At 63.7% G+C, this 19,105-nt stretch carries 22 protein-coding genes; 8 read left to right on the top strand and 14 right to left on the bottom strand.

The genetic code is table 11. From position 1 onward, the window contains the following. Nucleotides 1-72: 72 nt before the first annotated feature. Nucleotides 73-924, bottom strand: coding sequence for a formyltetrahydrofolate deformylase (gene purU / locus C2H86_RS16930; RefSeq protein WP_008097675.1), 852 nt, complete (start codon nucleotides 922-924; stop codon nucleotides 73-75). A 297-nt stretch (nucleotides 925-1,221) separates the two neighbouring features. On the opposite strand from purU, the gene mvaT reads away from it, so the two are divergent. Further along, complete coding sequence (gene mvaT / locus C2H86_RS16925) at nucleotides 1,222-1,599, top strand: histone-like nucleoid-structuring protein MvaT (protein WP_027917937.1); 378 nt, start codon at nucleotides 1,222-1,224, stop codon at nucleotides 1,597-1,599. 70 nt (nucleotides 1,600-1,669) lie between these two features. Here mvaT and sbcB read toward each other — a convergent pair whose 3' ends face one another. From sbcB to C2H86_RS16910, 3 genes are all read right to left on the bottom strand, one after another. Continuing rightward, nucleotides 1,670-3,106 carry an exodeoxyribonuclease I gene (gene sbcB / locus C2H86_RS16920; protein WP_159409024.1) on the bottom strand — a complete coding sequence of 479 codons (1,437 nt, stop codon included), beginning with the start codon at nucleotides 3,104-3,106 and terminating at the stop codon, nucleotides 1,670-1,672. 46 nt (nucleotides 3,107-3,152) lie between these two features. After that, nucleotides 3,153-3,512: a PilZ domain-containing protein gene (locus C2H86_RS16915; protein ID WP_159409023.1), complete on the bottom strand. Its 360-nt coding sequence runs from the start codon at nucleotides 3,510-3,512 to the stop codon at nucleotides 3,153-3,155. Between the two features lie 124 nt (nucleotides 3,513-3,636). Then, a complete protein-coding gene (locus C2H86_RS16910; protein ID WP_159409022.1) occupies nucleotides 3,637-4,023 on the bottom strand; it encodes a tetratricopeptide repeat protein in 387 nt (128 codons plus the stop codon). A 181-nt stretch (nucleotides 4,024-4,204) separates the two neighbouring features. Here C2H86_RS16910 and pyk point away from each other — a divergent pair, with 181 nt between their 5' ends. Next, the gene (gene pyk, locus C2H86_RS16905; RefSeq protein WP_159409021.1) at nucleotides 4,205-5,659 is read left to right on the top strand and encodes a pyruvate kinase; all 1,455 of its coding nucleotides are present in this window, start codon (nucleotides 4,205-4,207) and stop codon (nucleotides 5,657-5,659) included. Between the two features lie 109 nt (nucleotides 5,660-5,768). Here pyk and C2H86_RS16900 read toward each other — a convergent pair whose 3' ends face one another. Next, nucleotides 5,769-6,689 carry an iron-sulfur-binding ferredoxin reductase gene (locus tag C2H86_RS16900; protein ID WP_159409020.1) on the bottom strand — a complete coding sequence of 307 codons (921 nt, stop codon included), beginning with the start codon at nucleotides 6,687-6,689 and terminating at the stop codon, nucleotides 5,769-5,771. 250 nt (nucleotides 6,690-6,939) lie between these two features. Between C2H86_RS16900 and C2H86_RS16895 the strand changes: the two genes are divergently transcribed. Continuing rightward, nucleotides 6,940-8,463 carry a fumarate hydratase gene (locus C2H86_RS16895; RefSeq protein ID WP_051098439.1) on the top strand — a complete coding sequence of 508 codons (1,524 nt, stop codon included), beginning with the start codon at nucleotides 6,940-6,942 and terminating at the stop codon, nucleotides 8,461-8,463. A gap of 45 nt (nucleotides 8,464-8,508) precedes the next feature. Here C2H86_RS16895 and C2H86_RS16890 read toward each other — a convergent pair whose 3' ends face one another. Next, nucleotides 8,509-9,381: a carbon-nitrogen hydrolase family protein gene (locus C2H86_RS16890; RefSeq protein ID WP_159409019.1), complete on the bottom strand. Its 873-nt coding sequence runs from the start codon at nucleotides 9,379-9,381 to the stop codon at nucleotides 8,509-8,511. Further along, a complete protein-coding gene (locus C2H86_RS16885; RefSeq protein ID WP_159409018.1) occupies nucleotides 9,378-9,968 on the bottom strand; it encodes a GNAT family N-acetyltransferase in 591 nt (196 codons plus the stop codon). The genes C2H86_RS16890 and C2H86_RS16885 overlap by 4 nt, the downstream gene beginning before the upstream one ends. A gap of 115 nt (nucleotides 9,969-10,083) precedes the next feature. On the opposite strand from C2H86_RS16885, the gene C2H86_RS16880 reads away from it, so the two are divergent. Further along, nucleotides 10,084-10,482, top strand: a complete 399-nt coding sequence (locus tag C2H86_RS16880) for a nuclear transport factor 2 family protein (RefSeq protein ID WP_159409017.1) — start codon at nucleotides 10,084-10,086, stop codon at nucleotides 10,480-10,482. 24 nt (nucleotides 10,483-10,506) lie between these two features. Here C2H86_RS16880 and C2H86_RS16875 read toward each other — a convergent pair whose 3' ends face one another. The 6 genes from C2H86_RS16875 to C2H86_RS16850 form a co-directional block, all read right to left on the bottom strand. Then, nucleotides 10,507-11,085, bottom strand: a complete 579-nt coding sequence (locus C2H86_RS16875; protein WP_054885073.1) for a DJ-1/PfpI family protein — start codon at nucleotides 11,083-11,085, stop codon at nucleotides 10,507-10,509. Between the two features lie 51 nt (nucleotides 11,086-11,136). Next, the gene (locus C2H86_RS16870; RefSeq protein ID WP_159409016.1) at nucleotides 11,137-12,294 is read right to left on the bottom strand and encodes a phospholipase D-like domain-containing protein; all 1,158 of its coding nucleotides are present in this window, start codon (nucleotides 12,292-12,294) and stop codon (nucleotides 11,137-11,139) included. A gap of 1 nt (nucleotide 12,295) precedes the next feature. Then, nucleotides 12,296-12,877, bottom strand: a complete 582-nt coding sequence (locus tag C2H86_RS16865; protein ID WP_159409015.1) for a YceI family protein — start codon at nucleotides 12,875-12,877, stop codon at nucleotides 12,296-12,298. A 44-nt stretch (nucleotides 12,878-12,921) separates the two neighbouring features. Then, nucleotides 12,922-13,218: an amidase gene (locus C2H86_RS16860; protein ID WP_159409014.1), complete on the bottom strand. Its 297-nt coding sequence runs from the start codon at nucleotides 13,216-13,218 to the stop codon at nucleotides 12,922-12,924. Further along, nucleotides 13,215-14,294: a serine hydrolase domain-containing protein gene (locus C2H86_RS16855; RefSeq protein WP_159409013.1), complete on the bottom strand. Its 1,080-nt coding sequence runs from the start codon at nucleotides 14,292-14,294 to the stop codon at nucleotides 13,215-13,217. Before C2H86_RS16855 ends, C2H86_RS16860 begins: the two co-directional genes overlap by 4 nt. A gap of 67 nt (nucleotides 14,295-14,361) precedes the next feature. Beyond that, nucleotides 14,362-15,249, bottom strand: coding sequence for an acyl-CoA dehydrogenase (locus tag C2H86_RS16850; RefSeq protein WP_159409012.1), 888 nt, complete (start codon nucleotides 15,247-15,249; stop codon nucleotides 14,362-14,364). Between the two features lie 147 nt (nucleotides 15,250-15,396). On the opposite strand from C2H86_RS16850, the gene olsB reads away from it, so the two are divergent. Both olsB and C2H86_RS16840 read left to right on the top strand, forming a co-directional pair. Continuing rightward, nucleotides 15,397-16,152: an L-ornithine N(alpha)-acyltransferase gene (gene olsB / locus C2H86_RS16845; protein ID WP_159409011.1), complete on the top strand. Its 756-nt coding sequence runs from the start codon at nucleotides 15,397-15,399 to the stop codon at nucleotides 16,150-16,152. Next, a complete protein-coding gene (locus C2H86_RS16840; RefSeq protein WP_159409010.1) occupies nucleotides 16,152-16,940 on the top strand; it encodes a lysophospholipid acyltransferase family protein in 789 nt (262 codons plus the stop codon). The genes olsB and C2H86_RS16840 overlap by 1 nt, the downstream gene beginning before the upstream one ends. Before the next feature lie 53 nt (nucleotides 16,941-16,993). On the opposite strand, the gene C2H86_RS16835 is transcribed toward C2H86_RS16840, so the two are convergent. After that, a complete protein-coding gene (locus C2H86_RS16835) occupies nucleotides 16,994-17,578 on the bottom strand; it encodes an ACP phosphodiesterase (protein ID WP_159409009.1) in 585 nt (194 codons plus the stop codon). A 152-nt stretch (nucleotides 17,579-17,730) separates the two neighbouring features. On the opposite strand from C2H86_RS16835, the gene C2H86_RS16830 reads away from it, so the two are divergent. Both C2H86_RS16830 and C2H86_RS16825 read left to right on the top strand, forming a co-directional pair. Continuing rightward, a complete protein-coding gene (locus C2H86_RS16830; protein ID WP_159409008.1) occupies nucleotides 17,731-18,033 on the top strand; it encodes an ArsR/SmtB family transcription factor in 303 nt (100 codons plus the stop codon). A 17-nt stretch (nucleotides 18,034-18,050) separates the two neighbouring features. Continuing rightward, nucleotides 18,051-19,100: an alkene reductase gene (locus C2H86_RS16825; RefSeq protein ID WP_159409007.1), complete on the top strand. Its 1,050-nt coding sequence runs from the start codon at nucleotides 18,051-18,053 to the stop codon at nucleotides 19,098-19,100. Nucleotides 19,101-19,105: the final 5 nt, after the last annotated feature.

Genomic DNA, 19,105 nt, shown 5'->3' with positions numbered 1-19,105 from the left:
GTTTGTTGCGCGAGATTGCCATCATGTTCTCCGCAAAGCATCGGGGGCCGCGATGCAGCCCCCGCAGTGGTATCAGTCAAAAACCACGGTCTTGTTGCCGTGCACCAGCACGCGGTCTTCCAGGTGATAGCGCAGGCCGCGGGCCAACACCATCTTCTCGACGTCACGGCCGAAGCGGACCATGTCTTCGATGCTGTCGGCGTGGCTCACACGCACCACGTCCTGCTCGATGATCGGGCCGGCATCCAGCTCTTCGGTCACGTAGTGGCAGGTCGCACCGATCAACTTCACGCCACGCAGGGCTGCCTGGTGATACGGCTTGGCGCCAACGAACGACGGCAGGAAGCTGTGGTGGATGTTGATGACCTTTTCGGCATAGTCCTGGCACAGTTGCGGCGGCAGGATCTGCATGTAACGCGCCAGCACCACCACGTCAGCCGCATGCTCCTGGACCAGGCGCGACACTTCGGCAAAGGCCGGGGCCTTGTCCTTGGGGTCGACCGGCACGTGGAAGAACGGAATGCCGTGCCACTCGACCATGCTGCGCAGGTCGTTGTGGTTGGAAATCACACACGGGATCTCGCAATCCAGTTCATCGGTGTGCCAGCGGTGCAGCAGGTCGGCCAGGCAGTGCGATTCGCGGCTGGCCATCAGCACCACGCGCTTCTTTTGTGCCGAGTCGGTGACACGCCAGGTCATGGAGAACTCTTCGGCGATCGGCGCGAAGGCTTCGCGGAACGCCTCGATACCGAATGGCAGCGATTCGGCGCGGATTTCATGGCGCATGAAGAACCAGCCGCTCTGCTCATCGGAGTGGTGGCTGGCTTCGTTGATCCAGCCATTGTACAAGGCCAGGAAATTACTGACTTTCGCCACGATGCCAACACGGTCGGGGCAGGCGATCACCAGACGATAGGTGCGCATGAATTAAGACTCCAGAACTTCGCAAAGGCGCTCATTCTAGCGGCCCGACCAAAAAAACGCAGTAATCATTGCGCCCGCCGGCAGCGCCAAGCCCAGCAAGGCAGGGCGAAAAGCGCGCTACTACAGCCTGATGACGATCAGGACGAACTGCAGGGCCATATGTAAATTTTTCTTAATCTTGAGATATTTTGTCACAGGGCTTCTAACAGTTAAGTGCCGAATAATATGTTTACTTGAGAGTATCGCCTGTCTATTATTGCCTCACTCATTTCTGAACACGCATTAAAGGAACACTCCATGTCCCTGATCAACGAATACCGCGCTACCGAAGAAGCCATCAAGGAACTTCAGGCCCGCCTGGCCAACCTGTCGCAGGATGACAAGCTGAAGAAAGAACTGGAGTTCGAAGGCAAACTGCGCACCCTGATGGGCGAATACTCCAAGTCGCTGCGCGACGTCATCGCCCTGCTCGACCCAGAGTCGAAACTGAGCAAAGCCCCACGCGGTGCAGCGAAACCAGTCGCTACCAAGCGTGCGCGCAAGGTCAAGCAATACAAGAACCCGCACAACGGTGAAGTGATCGAAACCAAAGGCGGCAACCACAAGACCCTTAAAGAATGGAAAGCCAAATGGGGTGGTGACGTGGTTGAAAGCTGGGCGACTCTGCTGGACTGATTGTCCACATCAGCACGCTGCATATACAAACAAGAACGCCGGCATGATGCCGGCGTTTTTGTTTGCTCACTCAAGAGCTGATAGCAAACTGCTCACTCAAGTTGCGGGCATGCACCTGCCAAGCGTCCAACACCCGCCGCCCGGCCTCGTCGGCGTTGGCCCAGGCGCTCAGCCTGGCCTGCTCGAAATCACCCAGCGTGTTCGGTGCGCCCCACTGCGGGTCACTCAGGCGCTGCTGGCAGAAGCTGTACCAGCGCTGGCGCTCTTCGCTGTTCAACGTCTCGGGAAAGTTTCGCGCGCGGTAGCGGAACAACAACTCCGGCAGGCGCGGATCATCGAACATCCAGTGACCATGGCCTAACTGTGCAGGGTCCAGCGTGCGAACTTGCTCGCACAGGCGGCGGTCACGATCACCGATAAATCCGTCATACAACTGCTGTTCCGGGTCTTCAACCGCAGCAAAGTCCTCCTTGCCGTAGATATGCTCAAGCTTGTCTTGCCATTCAGCCTGTTGATTAGCCAACTGTTCAGCGCGTGATTGCATCAGTGCCAGATCGATGCCCAGTCGCTGCTGATCGGCGGGGCGCAATACCGAAATCGGAGCGACTACCGGGCAGCGATTGATCTGCACCAACTTGAGCGGAACCGGTAATTGTCCTTCAGTTAATTCCTCATGCCGCGTGTACAAACGCTCGCGCAGTACCTCGGCACGTTCCCTTATTAACGGTAGGGTTTCCTGATGCAGGTCGCACACAATCAGAGCATTGCGATTACGTGGGTGCCAGGCCAATGGCAGGACCACCCCCAGATAATTACGCGCTGCGGAAAAGCGTCCGGATATATGCACCAGCGGCTGCAATAGACGGATCTGCTCCATCACTTTGTGCTTGCTGCGTAACTGGAACAGCCACTCGTACAACTTGGGTTGTTGCTGCCTGATCAGGCGTGCCAGGGCAATCGTGGCCCGTACGTCGGAAAGCGCTTCATGGGCATGCCCGTGGTCGATGCCGTTGGCCTGGCTGAGCAATTCCAGACGCAGGCTGGTGCGCCCGTCCTGTTGCGGCCAGACGATGCCCTCCGGACGCAGGGCATAGGCAGTGCGCACCACGTCGATCAGGTCCCAGCGGCTGTTGCCGCCCTGCCACTCGCGGGCATAAGGGTCGAAGAAGTTGCGGTACAGACTGTAGCGGGTCACTTCATCGTCGAAGCGCAGGGTGTTGTAACCGGCAGCACATGTGCCAGGGCGTGCCAACTGCGCGTGGACCCGGGTCATGAACTCGGCTTCGCACAGGCCCTGGTTGGCGAGTTGCTCGGGGGTGATGCCAGTGACCAGGCAGGCGGCCGGGTGCGGCAGAATATCGTCCGAAGGGCGGCAATAGAGGTTGATCGGCTCTTCGATCTCGTTGAGTTCGAAATCGGTGCGCACGCCAGCGACCTGTAACGGCCGGTCGCAGCGCGGGTTGATGCCAGTGGTTTCGTAGTCGTGCCAGAAGATGCTGGAAGTCACGGGGTCGTCCTGTTTCGAGGTCGACCCGATTTTAGCGGAGACAGGCTCAGGCGGAAGCGTTGGCGGGGCGGAAACTGAAATAGTCGCGCAGCGAGCGGACGAATTCATCGTATTCGCGCGGGGCCTGCAGCAGCATGAAACCGGAATCGTAGTGGCCTGGGGTCTGGTCTTCGCGGCACCACAGGCAACTGGCGGTCAGGTTGATGAACTGAAACCCGCCACCGGCCAGCGGGATGCGCAGTTGCAGCTCGAAGTCCGGGCCGACCAGCACAGGCAGCGAGCTGATCAGCATGATCCCGTCTTCGGAGGCATTGCCCAGCTGACCGATCGGCTGATCGGTAAAGCGGTTGTAGACCTTCAGCACACAAGGCAACTGATGGCGTTCGATATGGCGCTTGATGAACATGATCGCGAGTGCAGTCCCGTACCTGATGCCAGGAATGCAAGGTACTGGCGGTTGTTGTAACAGCTGAGTTACAGATTAGCGCAGCACGCCGGGCAAATCCCGTGAAATTAATGACACCTTGGTGTTAACGCCAAGTAGGGGTATTCACCGGATTGGCCACCGCCGCCTCTGCACCACGGTAGTGCCCGAGCTTCTGCAGGGTCTCCAGGCGTGCCTTGGCCCGGTAGGCGTATTCATTGCCCGGATACTGCTGAATCAGGTACTCGTAGGTCTGCGCCGCATCCACATAAAGCATGTCACGCTCCAGGCACTGGCCACGCAGCAGCGACACTTCCGGGTGGATGAACGGCCGCGCACGGCTTGTGCGGTCGACCTGCGACAACTCCAGCATGACCTTCGAGCAATCGCCCCGGTCATAGGCGCGGTAGGCGTTGTTCAGGTGGTGGTCCATGGACCAGCGGGTGCAGCCGACGGTGCTGGCCGCCAGGGTGATTACGATCAGGGCGCGCATGGGGTATCTCCTTTGATGCCTGTTTATCGGCCATTGCCGGCAAATCTTCACAGCCATTTGCAAGGATACTCCCGCCCGTTCAAATGCCACCCTGCATTGGTCGCAGGTAGTGCAACGGAACAATGACTACAGCGCAATTGAGGAGTAGCCTTTCGCTGCGCTTCACTATAGGAGTCTGTGCATGAGCATCCGCCGTACCAAAATCGTCGCCACCCTTGGCCCCGCCAGCAACTCGCCGGAAGTGATCGAACAGCTGATCCTCGCCGGCCTGGACGTGGCACGCCTGAACTTCTCCCACGGCACTCCGGACGAGCACAAGGCGCGCGCCCGCCTGATCCGTGAGATCGCCGCCAAGAACGGCCGCCATGTCGCACTGCTGGGTGACCTGCAGGGTCCGAAGATCCGCATCGCCAAGTTCGCCAACAAGCGCATCGAATTGAAGATCGGTGACAAGTTCACCTTCTCCACCGCCCACCCGCTGACCGAAGGCAACCAGGACATCGTCGGCATCGACTATCCCGACCTGGTCAAGGACTGCGGCGTTGGCGACGAACTGCTGCTCGACGACGGCCGCGTGGTCATGCGCGTCGAGACCGCCACCGCAGACGCCCTGCACTGCGTGGTGATCATCGGTGGCCCGCTGTCGGACCACAAAGGCATCAACCGCAAAGGTGGCGGCCTGACCGCGCCGGCCCTGACCGAAAAAGACAAGGCCGACATCAAGCTCGCTGCGGAAATGGACCTGGACTACCTGGCCGTCTCCTTCCCGCGTGACGCCAGCGACATGGAATACGCGCGCAAGCTGCGTGACGAAGCCGGCGGCAGTGCCTGGCTGGTCGCCAAGATCGAACGCGCCGAAGCGGTGGCCGACGACGAAACCCTCGACAAGCTGATCCTCGCTTCCGACGCCGTGATGGTTGCCCGTGGCGACCTGGGCGTGGAAATCGGCGACGCCGAACTGATCGCCATCCAGAAGAAGATCATCCAGCACGCCCGCCGCAACAACAAGGCGGTGATCGTCGCGACCCAGATGATGGAGTCGATGATCCAGAACCCGATGCCGACCCGTGCCGAAGTGTCCGACGTGGCCAACGCCGTGCTGGACAACACCGACGCAGTGATGCTGTCGGCCGAGAGCGCCGCCGGTTCGTACCCGATCGAAGCCGTACAGGCCATGGCCCGTATCTGCTCCGGCGCTGAAAAGCACCCGACCAGCCAGAAGTCCAGCCACCGCCTGCACACCACCTTCGAGCGTTGCGACGAAAGCATCGCCCTGGCGGCCATGTACACCGCCAACCACTTCCCGGGCGTGAAGGCGATCATCGCCCTGACCGAAAGTGGCTACACCCCGCTGATCATGTCGCGCCTGCGTTCGCACGTGCCGATCTTCGCGCTGTCGCCGCACCGCGCCACCCAGGCCCGCGCCAACATGTTCCGCGGCGTCTACCCGATCGCCTTCGACCCGGCCTCGCTGCCGGCCGACAAGGTCAGCCAGGCCGCCGTCGACGAGCTGCTCAAGCGCGGCCTGGTGGAGCAAGGTGACTGGGTGATCCTGACCAAGGGTGACAGCTACCACACCATCGGTGGCACCAACGGCATGAAGATCCTGCACGTCGGTGATCCGCTGGTCGGCTGATAGCCTTTGAGGCCTCATCGCGACCTGCGGTCGCTCCTACAGGAAATCGCAATTCCCCGTAGGAGCGACCGCAGGTCGCGATAAGGCCCGCACAGGCAAAACAAACACCTCAAGCATGCTCGACAAACACATCAGCAAACACCTGCCCCCGCGGCACCCCGGCAATAAAAAGCCGCCGGGAAACCCGCTCGACACTCCCCGGCGCCCCGCACACCAGCGCCACTGTCTGCCGCGATGACGGCCGCAACCCCGCCAGCGCCTCCTCCATCTGCTCCGCCAGCACCAGCTCGACCTTCACACCCTGCAGTTGCATCAGCGGCTCAGCCAGATAGTGTCCAGCGCGGTCCCGCGCCACATGCACCACCCGAATCTCCCCTTGATGCCCTTGGCGCATTGCCTCGCGCAAGATGCCCCACAACGGCGCCAGGCCGGTGCCCGCAGCCAGCAGCCAGAGCGGCCGCGCCTGCCAGTCCGGGTCGTAGTGCAACGCCCCGCCCCTGAACTCACCCAGGCGCAACTCATCGCCCACCTTCAGCACACGGGCCTTGTCGCAAAAGGCACCTGCTCGTTGGCAATCGATATGAAATTCGAGGAAATCATCTTCCCCCGGCAGGCTGGCCAGGGAATAAGGCCGGGCCACCGCCCCCATCCACAGCACCACATGCTGCCCCGCCCGATAACGCAGCGCCCGTTCCGGCCGCAGCCGCAAGCGCAGCACATCGCCATACCAGTCCACCGCGCAGACCCGCGCTGGCACGCCATCCTGCTGCGGGTCGAACACCGCCACGCGCAGGTCCTCGACCACCCGGCACTGGCAAGCCAGGCGCCAGCCCAAGGCATGCTTGTCCAGCGCCAGGGCCTCGGGCAAGGCGTCCACCGGCTGCCCTTGCAGGCAATGCACCAGGCAGGCGTGGCAACTGCCAGCACGGCAGCTGTAGGGCACGTTGAGCCCGGCCTCGTTCAAGGCATCGAGCAGGTTGCTGCCGGTCGGCACCGTCCAACGGCGCGCGCCCACGCAAAGTTCGGGCATGGTAAGTCTGTCTCCATCGATCACCGGGTCACTGTATGCCAAGCGCGCATTGGCAGCAAAAAGGATGCCTGGCACCTGCCGACCATGGTCCAGACCACGCGCAGGTGTTTCGCGCGGTGAGGCGCGCTATACTGCCGCGCCCTTTTGCGTCGGCCAGCCTGCCGGCGCGCCTTGCAAGGCGCTTCGACACGCTGGTCGGCACCGTCGAGCGTCTTTTTGAATGTTCCCGTCTTTAAGAGGAGCGCGCTGCATGACCGTGATCAAGCAAGACGACCTGATTCAGAGCGTCGCCGACGCCCTGCAATTCATCTCGTACTACCACCCCGTCGATTTCATCCAGGCGATGCACGAGGCCTACCTGCGCGAAGAGTCGCCTGCGGCACGCGACTCCATCGCCCAGATCCTGATCAACTCGCGCATGTGCGCCACCGGCCACCGCCCGATCTGCCAGGACACCGGTATCGTCACCGTGTTCGTGCGCGTGGGCATGGACGTGCGCTGGGACGGCGCCACCCTGAGCGTCGACGACATGATCAACGAAGGTGTGCGTCGCGCCTACAACCTGCCTGAAAACGTCCTGCGCGCCTCGATCCTGGCCGACCCGGCCGGTGCCCGCAAGAACACCAAGGACAACACCCCGGCCGTCATCCACTACTCCATCGTCCCTGGCGACAAGGTCGAGGTCGACGTCGCAGCCAAAGGCGGCGGCTCGGAGAACAAGTCGAAGATGGCCATGCTCAACCCGTCCGACTCGATCGTCGACTGGGTGCTGAAGACCGTCCCGACCATGGGCGCTGGCTGGTGCCCGCCTGGCATGCTCGGCATCGGCATCGGCGGTACCGCCGAGAAGGCCGCGGTGATGGCCAAGGAAGTGTTGATGGAGTCCATCGACATCCACGAACTGAAAGCCCGTGGCCCGCAGAACCGCCTCGAAGAAATCCGCCTGGAGCTGTTCGAGAAGGTCAACCAGCTGGGCATCGGCGCCCAGGGCCTGGGCGGCCTGACCACCGTGCTCGACGTCAAGATCATGGACTACCCGACCCACGCGGCTTCGCTGCCGGTCTGCATGATCCCCAACTGCGCCGCCACCCGTCACGCCCACTTCGTGCTCGACGGCTCCGGCCCGGCCGAACTGGAAGCGCCGTCGCTGGACGCCTACCCGGAAATCGTCTGGGAAGCCGGCCCGAGTGCCCGCCGCGTCAACCTCGACGACATCACCCCCGAGGAAGTCGCCAGCTGGAAGCCGGGCGAGACCATCCTGCTCAACGGCAAGATGCTCACCGGCCGCGACGCCGCGCACAAGCGCATGGTCGAGATGCTCAACCGCGGTGAAGAACTGCCGGTAGACCTGAAAGGTCGCTTCATCTACTACGTCGGCCCGGTCGACCCGGTCGGTGACGAAGTGGTAGGCCCAGCCGGCCCGACCACTGCCACCCGCATGGACAAGTTCACCCGCCAGATCCTCGAGCAGACCGGCCTGCTGGGCATGATCGGCAAGTCCGAGCGTGGCCCGACCGCGATCGAAGCGATCAAGGACAACAAGGCCGTGTACCTGATGGCCGTGGGCGGCGCTGCCTACCTGGTGGCCCAGGCCATCCGCAAGTCGAAGGTCCTGGCCTTCGCCGAGCTGGGCATGGAAGCGATCTACGAGTTCGAGGTCAAGGACATGCCGGTGACCGTCGCTGTCGACAGCAATGGTGAGTCGGTGCACATCACTGGCCCTGCCCTGTGGCAGAGCAAGATTGCCGAAAGCCTGGCAGTCGAAGTGAAGTAAACCTGCGGTAACGGCGGTGGTCCCGGCATGGGGCCACCGCTGTTTTCACAGGATTCTCTCGAACTGCTCCGGCCAGTCCCTGCGGGTAAACACCTGCCCCTCCTGCCTCACCCGCCTCACTTCATCAAGATCCACCTCGCACACCAGCCACTGGCTGCTCACCGCGCTCATCGCTCCACTCAACGCGACCACCCCGTCCCCCGGCATCCCGTGATCCGGCGGAACGAACAGCCCAGCCCGGCCGATGTTCTCATCCAGTGCCGGCGACCAGGGCGCCATTCCCACCGTCGGGCTCTGCAACACGGCGATCTGGTTTTCCAGTGCCCGTGCCTGCGCGCCAATGCGCACCCGGTGGTAGCCCGCCTCGGTGTCGGTGCAGCTCGGCGCCAGGATCAGGTCGGCACCACCCTCGGCCAGGCGCCGCGCCAGCATCGGGAACTCGTTGTCATAGCAGATCAGGATGCCCAGGCGCCCGAGATCAGTATCAAACACCTGCAGGCCATTACCTGCGGCAATGCCCCACTGCTCCCGCTCGAAGCGGGTCATCATCAATTTGTCCTGATAACCGAGCACCCCCTCGGGGCCAAACAACCAGGCACGGTTGCGGTATTGCCCATCGAGGTCGAGCACCGGCAGGCTGCCCGGCTGCAGGTAGATGCCCCAGCGCCGGGCAATCCCATCACACAATGCCAACCAGGGCTCGATCAGCGGCTGGATGCCGGTGATCGAGCCCTTGAGGTCACCACGCTGTTCGGCCGGCAACTGGCCGCTGAGCACCAGCCCAGCGTATTCCGGCAGCAACAGCAGCTGGGCGTCTTCTGCCACGGCCTCGGCACACAACGCCTGCAGATGCTCGACATACGCGTCCCAGGTTTCATGCAACTCGATGGCGTACTGGCAAGCCGCGAGGCGGATCAAACGGGCAGTTCCTTGGTCCAGAACGACATGATCTTTTCCGAGCTTTCCGACTCGTCCAAATCACGCCAGGCGTAGCTGGTGCGCAGGGCCGGGTCATGCAGGAAGCCGCGATTGCGCCAGAACCCGTGCAGCGGCTTGTAGTCCGCAGGCCGGCGCGGATGCACACCTGGGCGCTCCACGGCACAGAACGCGCAGAAGTCGAATTCGGCCAGTTTGTGGGCATAGGACTCGCGCTCGATGAAGAAGCGCACGCCCAGGCCCCGGCCACGGTACTCCGGCAGTACCAGCGACTCACCGAAGTAGTAGACGCTGGCCGGGTCGCGCCCCAGGGCCAGGAATGGCTGCTGGAACTGCGGGGCCACATCCACCAACGGCAGGCCGGTGGAGGCCCCCACCACCTGGCCGTCGTCCAGGGCCAGCACCACCAGGCTGCGCCCGGAACGGGTGTAGCTGGCCAGGTAGTCGGCCTCGTACTCCGGGGTGCCGTCGTAGAGGTAGGGGAACTCGCGGAACACGGTCAGGCGCAGGCGAGCGAGGTCATCGATGTAAGGCGCGATAGCGGCGCCGTGCAACAGGCGTATTTCCATGCTTGGCGGTCGTTTTGTCGATGTGGATGACGCGCTCGGCTAAGCCGGGCTTGAGGGGAAACCCTATCATCCGAGCCAGCACATCGCCTTTTCCCTACACGACAGGTATTGTTCCATGACCGCTACCGAACTGGTAAATGCTTACTACGCCGCCTTCAATGCTGGCGACATGCCCGCCTTTCTGGCATTGCTCAGCGAAGACGTGATCCACGACATCAACCAGGGCGAGCGGCACATGGGCAAAGCGAAGTTCGCTGCGTTCATGGACAAGATGAACCGATGCTACCGCGAGCGCCTGGCCGACATTGTGGTGATGCAGAACGCCGACGGCAGCCGGGCGGCGGCGGAGTTCACCGTGCACGGCGAATACCTGGCCGACGACGAAGGCTTGCCGGCAGCCAATGGGCAGACCTATGTGCTGCCGGCGGGGGCATTCTTCTACATTCACTGCGGCAAGATTGCCCGGGTGACCAATTACTACAACCTCAACGACTGGGTCGAGCAGGTGGGGTGAACCTGCACCCGCGAAAGGGCCCTGTCAGGCGATACGGGTGCCAAGCACCTTGAGGAAGGCCGCCAGCCACGCCGGGTGCGCCGGCCACGCGGGTGCGGTCACCAGGTTGCCATCGACATGCGCCTGGTCCACCGCGATATCGATGAACGTGCCACCCGCCAGGCGAACTTCCGGCGCACACGCCGGATAAGCACTGCACTCGCGCCCTTCCAGCACACCCGCTGCCGCCAGCAACTGCGCGCCATGGCACACCGCCGCAATCGGCTTGCCAGCCTGGTCGAACGCCCGCACCAGTTCCAGCACCTTCTCATCCAGGCGCAGGTACTCCGGCGCACGGCCACCGGGGATCAGCAACGCATCGTACCCCTCGGCCCGCACCCGCACGAAATCGTAGTTCAGGGCGAAATTGTGCCCTGGCTTTTCGCTGTAAGTCTGCTCGCCCTCGAAATCATGAATCGCCGTGCGCACGGTCTGCCCCGCGACCTTCTCCGGGCATACCGCATGCACCGTGTGCCCGACCATGCTCAGCGCCTGGAACGGCACCATGGCCTCGTAGTCTTCGACATAGTCGCCAACCAGCATGAGAATCTTCTTCGCCGTCATCGCACCCACTCCTTCGATTGCCAAGGGACAGTCACTGCACGATAGCCGTTCTCAGTCGCGTCGGTCGAGCAGGTTGACCACCAGCCGGTCCAGCCATCCCCACACGCGTTGCTTCACCCGACGCCACAGCGGCCGGGCATGCCAATGGTCGAGATCGACCACTTCGCTCAAGACAAAGTCACGCTCGAAGCTAGCCTGCACGGCAGCTGTCAACGGCGGGTCGAGGGCCTCGATGTTGGCCTCCAGGTTGAAGCGCAGGTTCCAGTGATCGAAGTTGCACGAACCGACGCTGACCCAGTCGTCGATCAGCACCATCTTCAAGTGCAGGAAGCACGGCTGGTACTCGTAGATGCGCACTCCGGCACGAAGCAATCGGGGGTAATAGCGGTGCCCGGCATAGCGCACCGAAGGGTGGTCGGTACGTGGCCCGGTCAGCAGCAAGCGCACGTCGACGCCTTTGCCGGCGGCGCGACGCAACGACCGGCGCACGCTCCAGGTCGGCAGGAAGTACGGCGTGGCCAGCCACACCCGCTGTTTGCCACTGTTGATCGCCCGGACCAGCGAATGCAGGATGTCCTGGTGCTGGCGGGCGTCGGCATAGGCCACCCGGCCCATGCCCTGGCCTTGCACCGGCACCTTGGGCAAGCGCGGCAGGCCAAAGCCCTCGGCCGGGCGCCAGGCGGTGCGGCGGTTGTTGGCTTGCCATTGGCGGTCGAACAGCAACTGCCAGTCGCTCACCACCGGCCCTTGCATCTGCACCATCACCTCGTGCCAGGCGCTGGTCGCCTCACCGGGCGTCCAGAACTCGTCGGTGACGCCGGTGCCACCCACCACCGCCCAGCGTTCGTCCACCAGCAACAGCTTGCGATGGTCGCGGTACAGGTTGCGAAAACCCCGCTTCCAGCGCAGGCGGTTGTACCAGCGCAAATACACCCCGGCCTCCAGCAGGCGCTGGCGCAACGCCGCCGTAAAGGCCAGCGAACCATAGTCATCGAACAGGCAACGCACCCGCACGCCGCGGCGTGCCACCTGCTCCAGCGCTTCAACCACCGCCTCGGCACAGGCACCGGCCTCGACCAGGTAGAGTTCGAGGTCGACCTGGAACTCGGCGCGGACGATCGCCTGGAGCATGCGCGGAAAGAACTCGGGGCCGTCGATCAGCAGTTCGAACTCATTGCCATCCCGCCAAGGGAAGACCGGCCCTGGCATGTCAGCGCGCGTTGAAAATCAGCACCGCGTTGACCGGTACTGTCGGGTTGATGGACTTGAGCTTGGCGAACTTGCGCAGGGTCTCCAGGCCAGGCAGCAGGCCGAAGTCCTGCGCCCGCAGAATCAGGGGTTCGAGGGTCACCACCTGGAAGCGTCGGGCGTCCAGGCGGGTCGCCAGCAACAAGGCGTTGTAGCTGTGCGACTGACCGTGCAGGGTGACGGTCAGTGGCAAGCGCAATTCGATCTGCGCACCATCAGCCAGGTCGTTGATCGGCCGCAGGTCGATCTGCGCCTTGACGCTTGCCTCGGCGAAGCGCTCGACCTCGAACAGGTTGTCGCGCATCTGTTCGTCACGCAGCGGGATGCCGCTACTCACCGAGTCCATCTCGATGCTTAGCGCCGCAGCGCCTTTGCGATCGACGCTGCCGTGCAACACCAGAAAGCGATGCACCTCGGCGGTATCACCGTTCTTGCCGGTTACGAATGACAGGCGTGAAGACTCGCCATCGAGGTGCCAGTTGGCGTGGGCGGGCAGGCACAAAGCCAGCAGCAGGGCAGGTAGAAAACGGGGCAGCTTGAACATGGCAGGTCTCGTGAAACTTGACCGCCAACCTTACCCGCCCGCCCTCATGGCAGCAAGCGGCAGCCGGCCTGCGCACCCTGCCAGGCCGCCTGGTTGCGCTGGCCGAGGCCTTCGGCAGTGACCTGCCGTTGCGGGCCGTCTTCCTCCAGCCGGCCCAGGGGCAACCATTGCTTCACGTAGCCCCGGCAATAGGCCTCGTCGAAGCCCATGACGAAGCGACACGAGCAGTACTCCTTGGCCGAGTATGCCGACAGGATGCCCGGGAAGTCGGCCAGCGCCTGGCGCTCCAGCCAGGCCCAGCCGAGCAAGGCGACGATCACCAGCAACAGCACGCGCTTCATGCGCCCTCCTTGGCCAGCGCCGCCAGCACCCGCTTGAGCAGTTCGTTGTGGCGGTAGCTGCCATCGCGGTCATCGGCATAGCGCACGATCAGCAGTTTCTGCGAAGGCACGATGTACAGCGCCTGGCCCCAGTGACCAAGCGCGGCGTAGGTATCGTTCGGGGCGTCGGGCCACGGTGTCGGGCTGCCCGGCAATGGCAGGTTGAGCCACCAGTGGCCGCCCGGGTTGGCTTCGCCGGGCATCGCGGTTGCCTGGGTAAAGGGGGTGCGGTTGAATGCAACCCAGCTTGCCGGCAACAACTGGTGCCCTTGCCAACGGCCATCGCGCTGCATCAGCAAGCCGATGCGCGCCAGGTCGCGGGCACTGAGGTAAAGGTATGAAGAGCCAACGAACGTACCTGCGCCGTCACGCTCCCAGACCGCGCTGTCGATGCCCAGCGGGGTGAACAATGCCTGCCAGGGGTAGTCGGCATAGGTGCCGGCATCGAGCATGCCGCGCAAGGCGGCTGCCAGCACGTTGCTGTCGCCGCTGGAGTAGAGAAAGCGCTGGCCGGGCTTATCGGCGCCGGCACGGGCGGCGGTATAGGCCGCCATGTCGTCGCGTCCACGGGTATAGAGCATGGCCACGACGGAGGACTTCAACGGTGCGTACTCGTAGTCTTCCTGCCAGTCCAGGCCGCTGGCCCAGTGCAGCAGGTCGGCCAGGCGCACGTCAGGATGGGCCTTCATCGGCGGGTAGAAGCGTGCGGCTGGGTCCTTCAGCTGGAAACGGCTCTCACCCTGGGCGACACCTAGCACGGTGGCCAGCACGCTCTTGCTGACCGACCAGGTCAGGTGGGCGGTATTGGCGGTGGTGGGGGCACTGTAACGTTCGTGGAGGATGCGGCCGTCACGGATGATCAACAGAGCGTCGGTGCGGATGCCACTGCGTTCGCTGGTGTTGCACTCCGGAAAGGCATAGGCGTCAACAGCCTGCCAGTCGAGGGCGGTGTTGTCGATTGGCCAGTCCGGTTCGGGCCAGACTTCGGCCCAGGCAGGATTCATGGCCAAAGCAAGGAGCAGAACCAGTGCTTTCATCTTCATCGCCTGCTGGGGGCTGCTTTGCAGCCCCGGGATCTAAAAGATCACGCAGTCTTGCAGGCCTTCATGACAACCCTGCTGCCAACCAGGCCTTGGCCAGGCGCTTTTCCCGCGCCGCAGTGGCCAATGCCAGTACGCCCTGATCCCGCTGCCACAGTTGCGCCCATTGCTCCGGCCCCGCCAGCAGCGCCTTGTCGATCGCCCCGCGCAGCTCCTGAAACTGCGAGAACAATCCCCCCAGCAACAGATGGCAGCCAACGCTGTCAGCGCATTGCCGACTACCCTCGGCACATCCCGCCAGCAATCCCAGCAAGCGCAAGCGCAGCTCCTGCGGCCAGTCGCACTCCTGCCCCACCCCATACAGCCAGGCCGTCAGTGCCGTGAGCACGTACAAGTCCTCCAGCGAGCGGAACGGTTTGACGTAAGCATCCCAACCATCGCCAGCCAGCAGCTCACAGGCCGCATCCTGCAGATGCAATCGACCGTGCCCTACCTCGGGCATCAGCGGCAGGGTCGGCAGAGCCTCCAGCGTCACCCCGGCCTCCCCCGGGTAAACCACCGCCAGGCTCAGCCGTGGCGCTTCACCCAGCGCTTCGCTGCGGGCGGCCACCAGCAGCCACTCGGCATCCAGGCCGGCGGTGACGAAATCCTTGTTGCCGTTCAGGCGCAAACCGACCAGCCGGGTATGCATGTCCGCCGGACGCACGCTGCGCCGCTCGGTGGCGCACAGCGCCCCAAGGCTGGCGGGTGCACTGGGCCAGAGCACGCGCAAGGCGGCCTGGTAACCGATGAGAAAGGCCAGGCCCGGCGTGGCCATGGCGCGCCCGCCCAGTACCGCCAGTTCGAACGGGGCAACCGCGCCAAGGCGCTCGAGCTGCGCGGCATAGGTCTCGCCCAAGGTGCCGGCCAGGGGCTGGCGGAGAGGGTCGTTGAGTCGTTGCAACCAGGCCATCGGACGCTCCTTCAAGGGGGCTGTTCTGGGGTGTCATGCAAGCATCACCAAAGAGTCACAGGGGTGACACCGCGCCTACCTAGGCTGACTTTGCACAACAAAGCCGACCGGCCGCAACCCTTCATGGCTGGCTTATGGAGACTCGTAATGACTCGGATCGCTCACTCTGGCGACAACAGCACTGAACGCCGTCTGCAAGCCGAACGCCTGGTCGGCGCCGCGGCCCTGCAGGAAGCCCAGGCCCTGCGCTACAAGGTGTTCAGCGCGGAATTCAAGGCCAAGCTCAAAGGCGCCGAACTGGGCCTGGACATGGATGACTACGACGTACATTGCCGCCACATCGGCGTGCGCGACCTGAGCACCGGCGAGCTGGTAGCCACCACCCGCCTGCTCGACCACCAGGCCGCCAGCAGCCTGGGGCGCTTCTACAGCGAAGAAGAATTCAGCCTGCACGGCCTGCTGCAACTGCAGGGCCCGATCCTCGAACTGGGCCGTACCTGCGTCGCCGCCGACTACCGCAACGGCGGCACCATCGCCGTGCTCTGGGGCGAACTGGCCGAAGTGCTCAACGAGGGCCGCTACAGCTACCTGATGGGCTGCGCCAGCATCCCCATGCAGGACGGCGGCGTGCAGGCCCACGCCGTCATGCAACGCCTGCGCGAGCGCTACCTGTGCACCGAGCACCTGCGTGCCGAACCGAAGAACCCGTTGCCCAGCCTGGCCCTGCCGAACAACGTCATCGCCGAAATGCCACCGCTGCTCAAGGCCTACATGCGCCTGGGTGCGAAGATCTGCGGCGAGCCATGCTGGGACGAGGATTTCCAGGTGGCCGATGTGTTCATCCTGCTCAAGCGTGACGACCTTTGCCCGCGCTATGCCCGCCACTTCAAGGCAGCGGTCTGATGCCTGGCCTGCGGGTGCTCGCCCGCCTCGCTCGGCTGCTGCTGGTGCTGTCGCTCGGCATGCTCATGGCCGCCGTCATCGCCGTGGGCGAACGCCTGGGCATCCAGGCCTCCATCGAACTTCGCCAGCGCTGGTCGTGCTGGTTCATGAAGCGACTGGTCGGCGCCCTGCCCTTCGAGGTGCGGGTGATCGGTGAACTGCCACAACGGCCGATGCTGTGGGTCAGCAACCACGTGTCCTGGACCGACATTCCCCTGCTCGGCATGCTGCTGCCGTTGTCGTTCCTGTCCAAGGCCGAAGTCCGCCACTGGCCGGTGGCCGGCTGGCTGGCAGAGAAGGCCGGCACGCTGTTCATTCGCCGCGGTGGGGGTGACGGCCAGCGCCTGCGCGAACAGATCAGCGACCAACTGGGGCAGGCCAGGCCGCTGCTGATCTTCCCCGAAGGCACCACCACCGACGGTCGCCAGCTGCGCACCTTCCACGGTCGCCTGCTGGCCGGCGCCATCGACCAAGGCGTGGCAGTGCAGCCGGTGGCCATTCAGTACCTGCGCAACGGCGAGGCGGACCCGATTGCGCCGTTCATTGGCGACGATGACCTGGTTTCGCACCTGATGCGCTTGTTTGCCGAGCCACGGGGTGAGGTGTGCATTCACCTGTTGAAGCCGATTGGCAGCGTCGAGAAGGAACGTGCGGCGCTGGCGTTCCAGGCGCAACAGGCGATTCACCTGGCGTTGTTCGGCGTCGAGGAAGTAGTAGCGGCGCCTCGCCGTCAGGCACGCGCTGCCTGACCATACAGTGCCTGTGCTTGCCCGCGAAGAGGCCAGCACAGGCAGCACAACACTCAACTGTCAGACAACCTTCCGGCCGCCGCGAACGCCTGCAGCTGTGGATAGAACTCGCGAAAATCCGCCAGCAACGGCTCATACAACCGCTCTAGCTCATTCATTACCCCAGCCATCCCCTCCGGCCGCGACAAGCGCCGGGCAATGCCGTTGAACACCTGCTCCAGCGTGGCGAAATCGCCATACGCCCCCAACCAGTCATCCGCCGCCATGAACGGCGCAATCCGCGCCAGGCGCCCCGGTAGCTCGGGCTCGGCCAGCAGCACCCGGTAAAAATCCCCGGTGAACTGCGCCAGCGGCTGCTCGGCATAATCCCCCCAGTGCCGCGCCAGGCAATGGTCGAAAAACACGTCCAGGACGATCCCGGCAAAACGCCGCCGCTCCCGCGGAAAACGCGCCAGCGCCGCCAGCACCAAGGGATGCTGGTCGGTGTAGCTGTCGATATGCCGATGCAGCCGGATCGCCGCCTCCAGCGCAGGCGGGAAGCGCCCCTCCAGCGAGCCTTTGACGAAGTCGCCATACAGGCTACCGAGCAGTTGTTGCGGCGCCGGGCCGCCCAGGTGCAGGTGTGCGAGGTAGTTCATGGACGCAGTCTAGCACCCCCGTCGCGTATATCGTTATAACGCGATATAGCGATTCGTGCTCAGCTCAGAACCTCTTCATATTTGTATATCGCGAAATACCGATGTACGTTTCGTCCTATCGCGATATACCGCTACAGCACGAGCCTTAACCCATGCCACTCGATCTCGACGAAATCATAAAAGCACTGGCCCACCCGGTCAGGCGAGAAATCCTCAGCTGGCTGAAAGACCCTGCAACGCAGTTCCCTGACCAGTACCACAGCACCGAGAACGGTGTCTGTGCCGGGCAGATCGACCAGCGCTGCGGGCTGTCTCAGTCGACCGTCTCTGCCCACCTGGCCACTTTGCAGCGGGCCGGCTTGATCAGCAGCCAGAAGGTCGGCCAGTGGCACTTCTTCAAACGCAACGAAGCCGCCATCGAGGCGTTCCTCGAACAACTGCGCCAAGCGCTTTGACAAGGCAGGTAACCGTTATGACCACGCTTTTCGATCCGATCCAACTGGGCGAGGTACAACTGCCCAACCGCATCATCATGGCGCCGCTGACTCGCTGCCGCGCCGACGAAGGCCGCGTGCCCAATGCGCTGATGGCCGAATACTACGTGCAGCGCGCCAGTGCCGGCCTGATTCTCAGCGAGGCGACATCGGTCAGCGCGATGGGCGTCGGCTACCCCGACACCCCCGGCATCTGGAACGACCAGCAGGTGCGTGGCTGGCACAACGTCACCCAAGCCGTGCACGGCGCTGGCGGGCGCATTTTCCTGCAGCTGTGGCACGTTGGCCGTATCTCCCACCCCAGCTACCTCAATGGTGAACTGCCGGTGGCACCCAGCGCGATCCAGGCCAAGGGCCACGTCAGCCTGGTGCGCCCGCTGAGCGACTACCCGACCCCACGTGCACTGGAAACCGAAGAGATCGCCGACATCGTCGAGGCCTACCGCAGTGGTGCCGAGAACGCCAAGGCCGCCGGCTTCGATGGCGTGGAGATTCACGGCGCCAACGGCTACCTGCTCGACCAGTTCCTGCAGAGCAGCACCAACCAGCGTACCGACCGCTACGGCGGCTCGCTGGAAAACCGCGCACGGCTGCTGCTGGAAGTGACCGATGCGGCCATCGAAGTGTGGGGAGCCGGCCGCGTCGGCGTGCACCTGGCGCCACGCGCCGATGCCCACGACATGGGCGATGCCGACCGCGCCGAGACCTTCACCTACGTGGCGCGCGAGCTGGGTAAACGCGGCATTGCCTTTATCTGCTCGCGGGAGAAAGAAGCCGACGACAGCATCGGCCCGCTGATCAAGGAAGCCTTCGGTGGCCCTTACATCGTCAACGAACGCTTCGACAAGGCCAGCGCCAATGCTGCTTTGGCGGCGGGCAAGGCCGATGCAGTGGCATTTGGTGTGCCGTTTATCGCCAACCCGGACCTGCCGGCGCGGCTGGCGGCGGATGCCCCGTTGAACGAGGCGCATCCGGAGACCTTCTATGCCAAGGGGCCGGTCGGGTACATCGACTATCCGCGCCTGTAATCGAG

The organism is Pseudomonas putida, from assembly GCF_009883635.2.
Classification (GTDB): domain Bacteria; phylum Pseudomonadota; class Gammaproteobacteria; order Pseudomonadales; family Pseudomonadaceae; genus Aquipseudomonas; species Aquipseudomonas putida_W.
The sequence above is the reverse complement of the archived record's forward strand: the minus strand, read 5'-3'. Positions and strand labels throughout refer to the sequence as shown.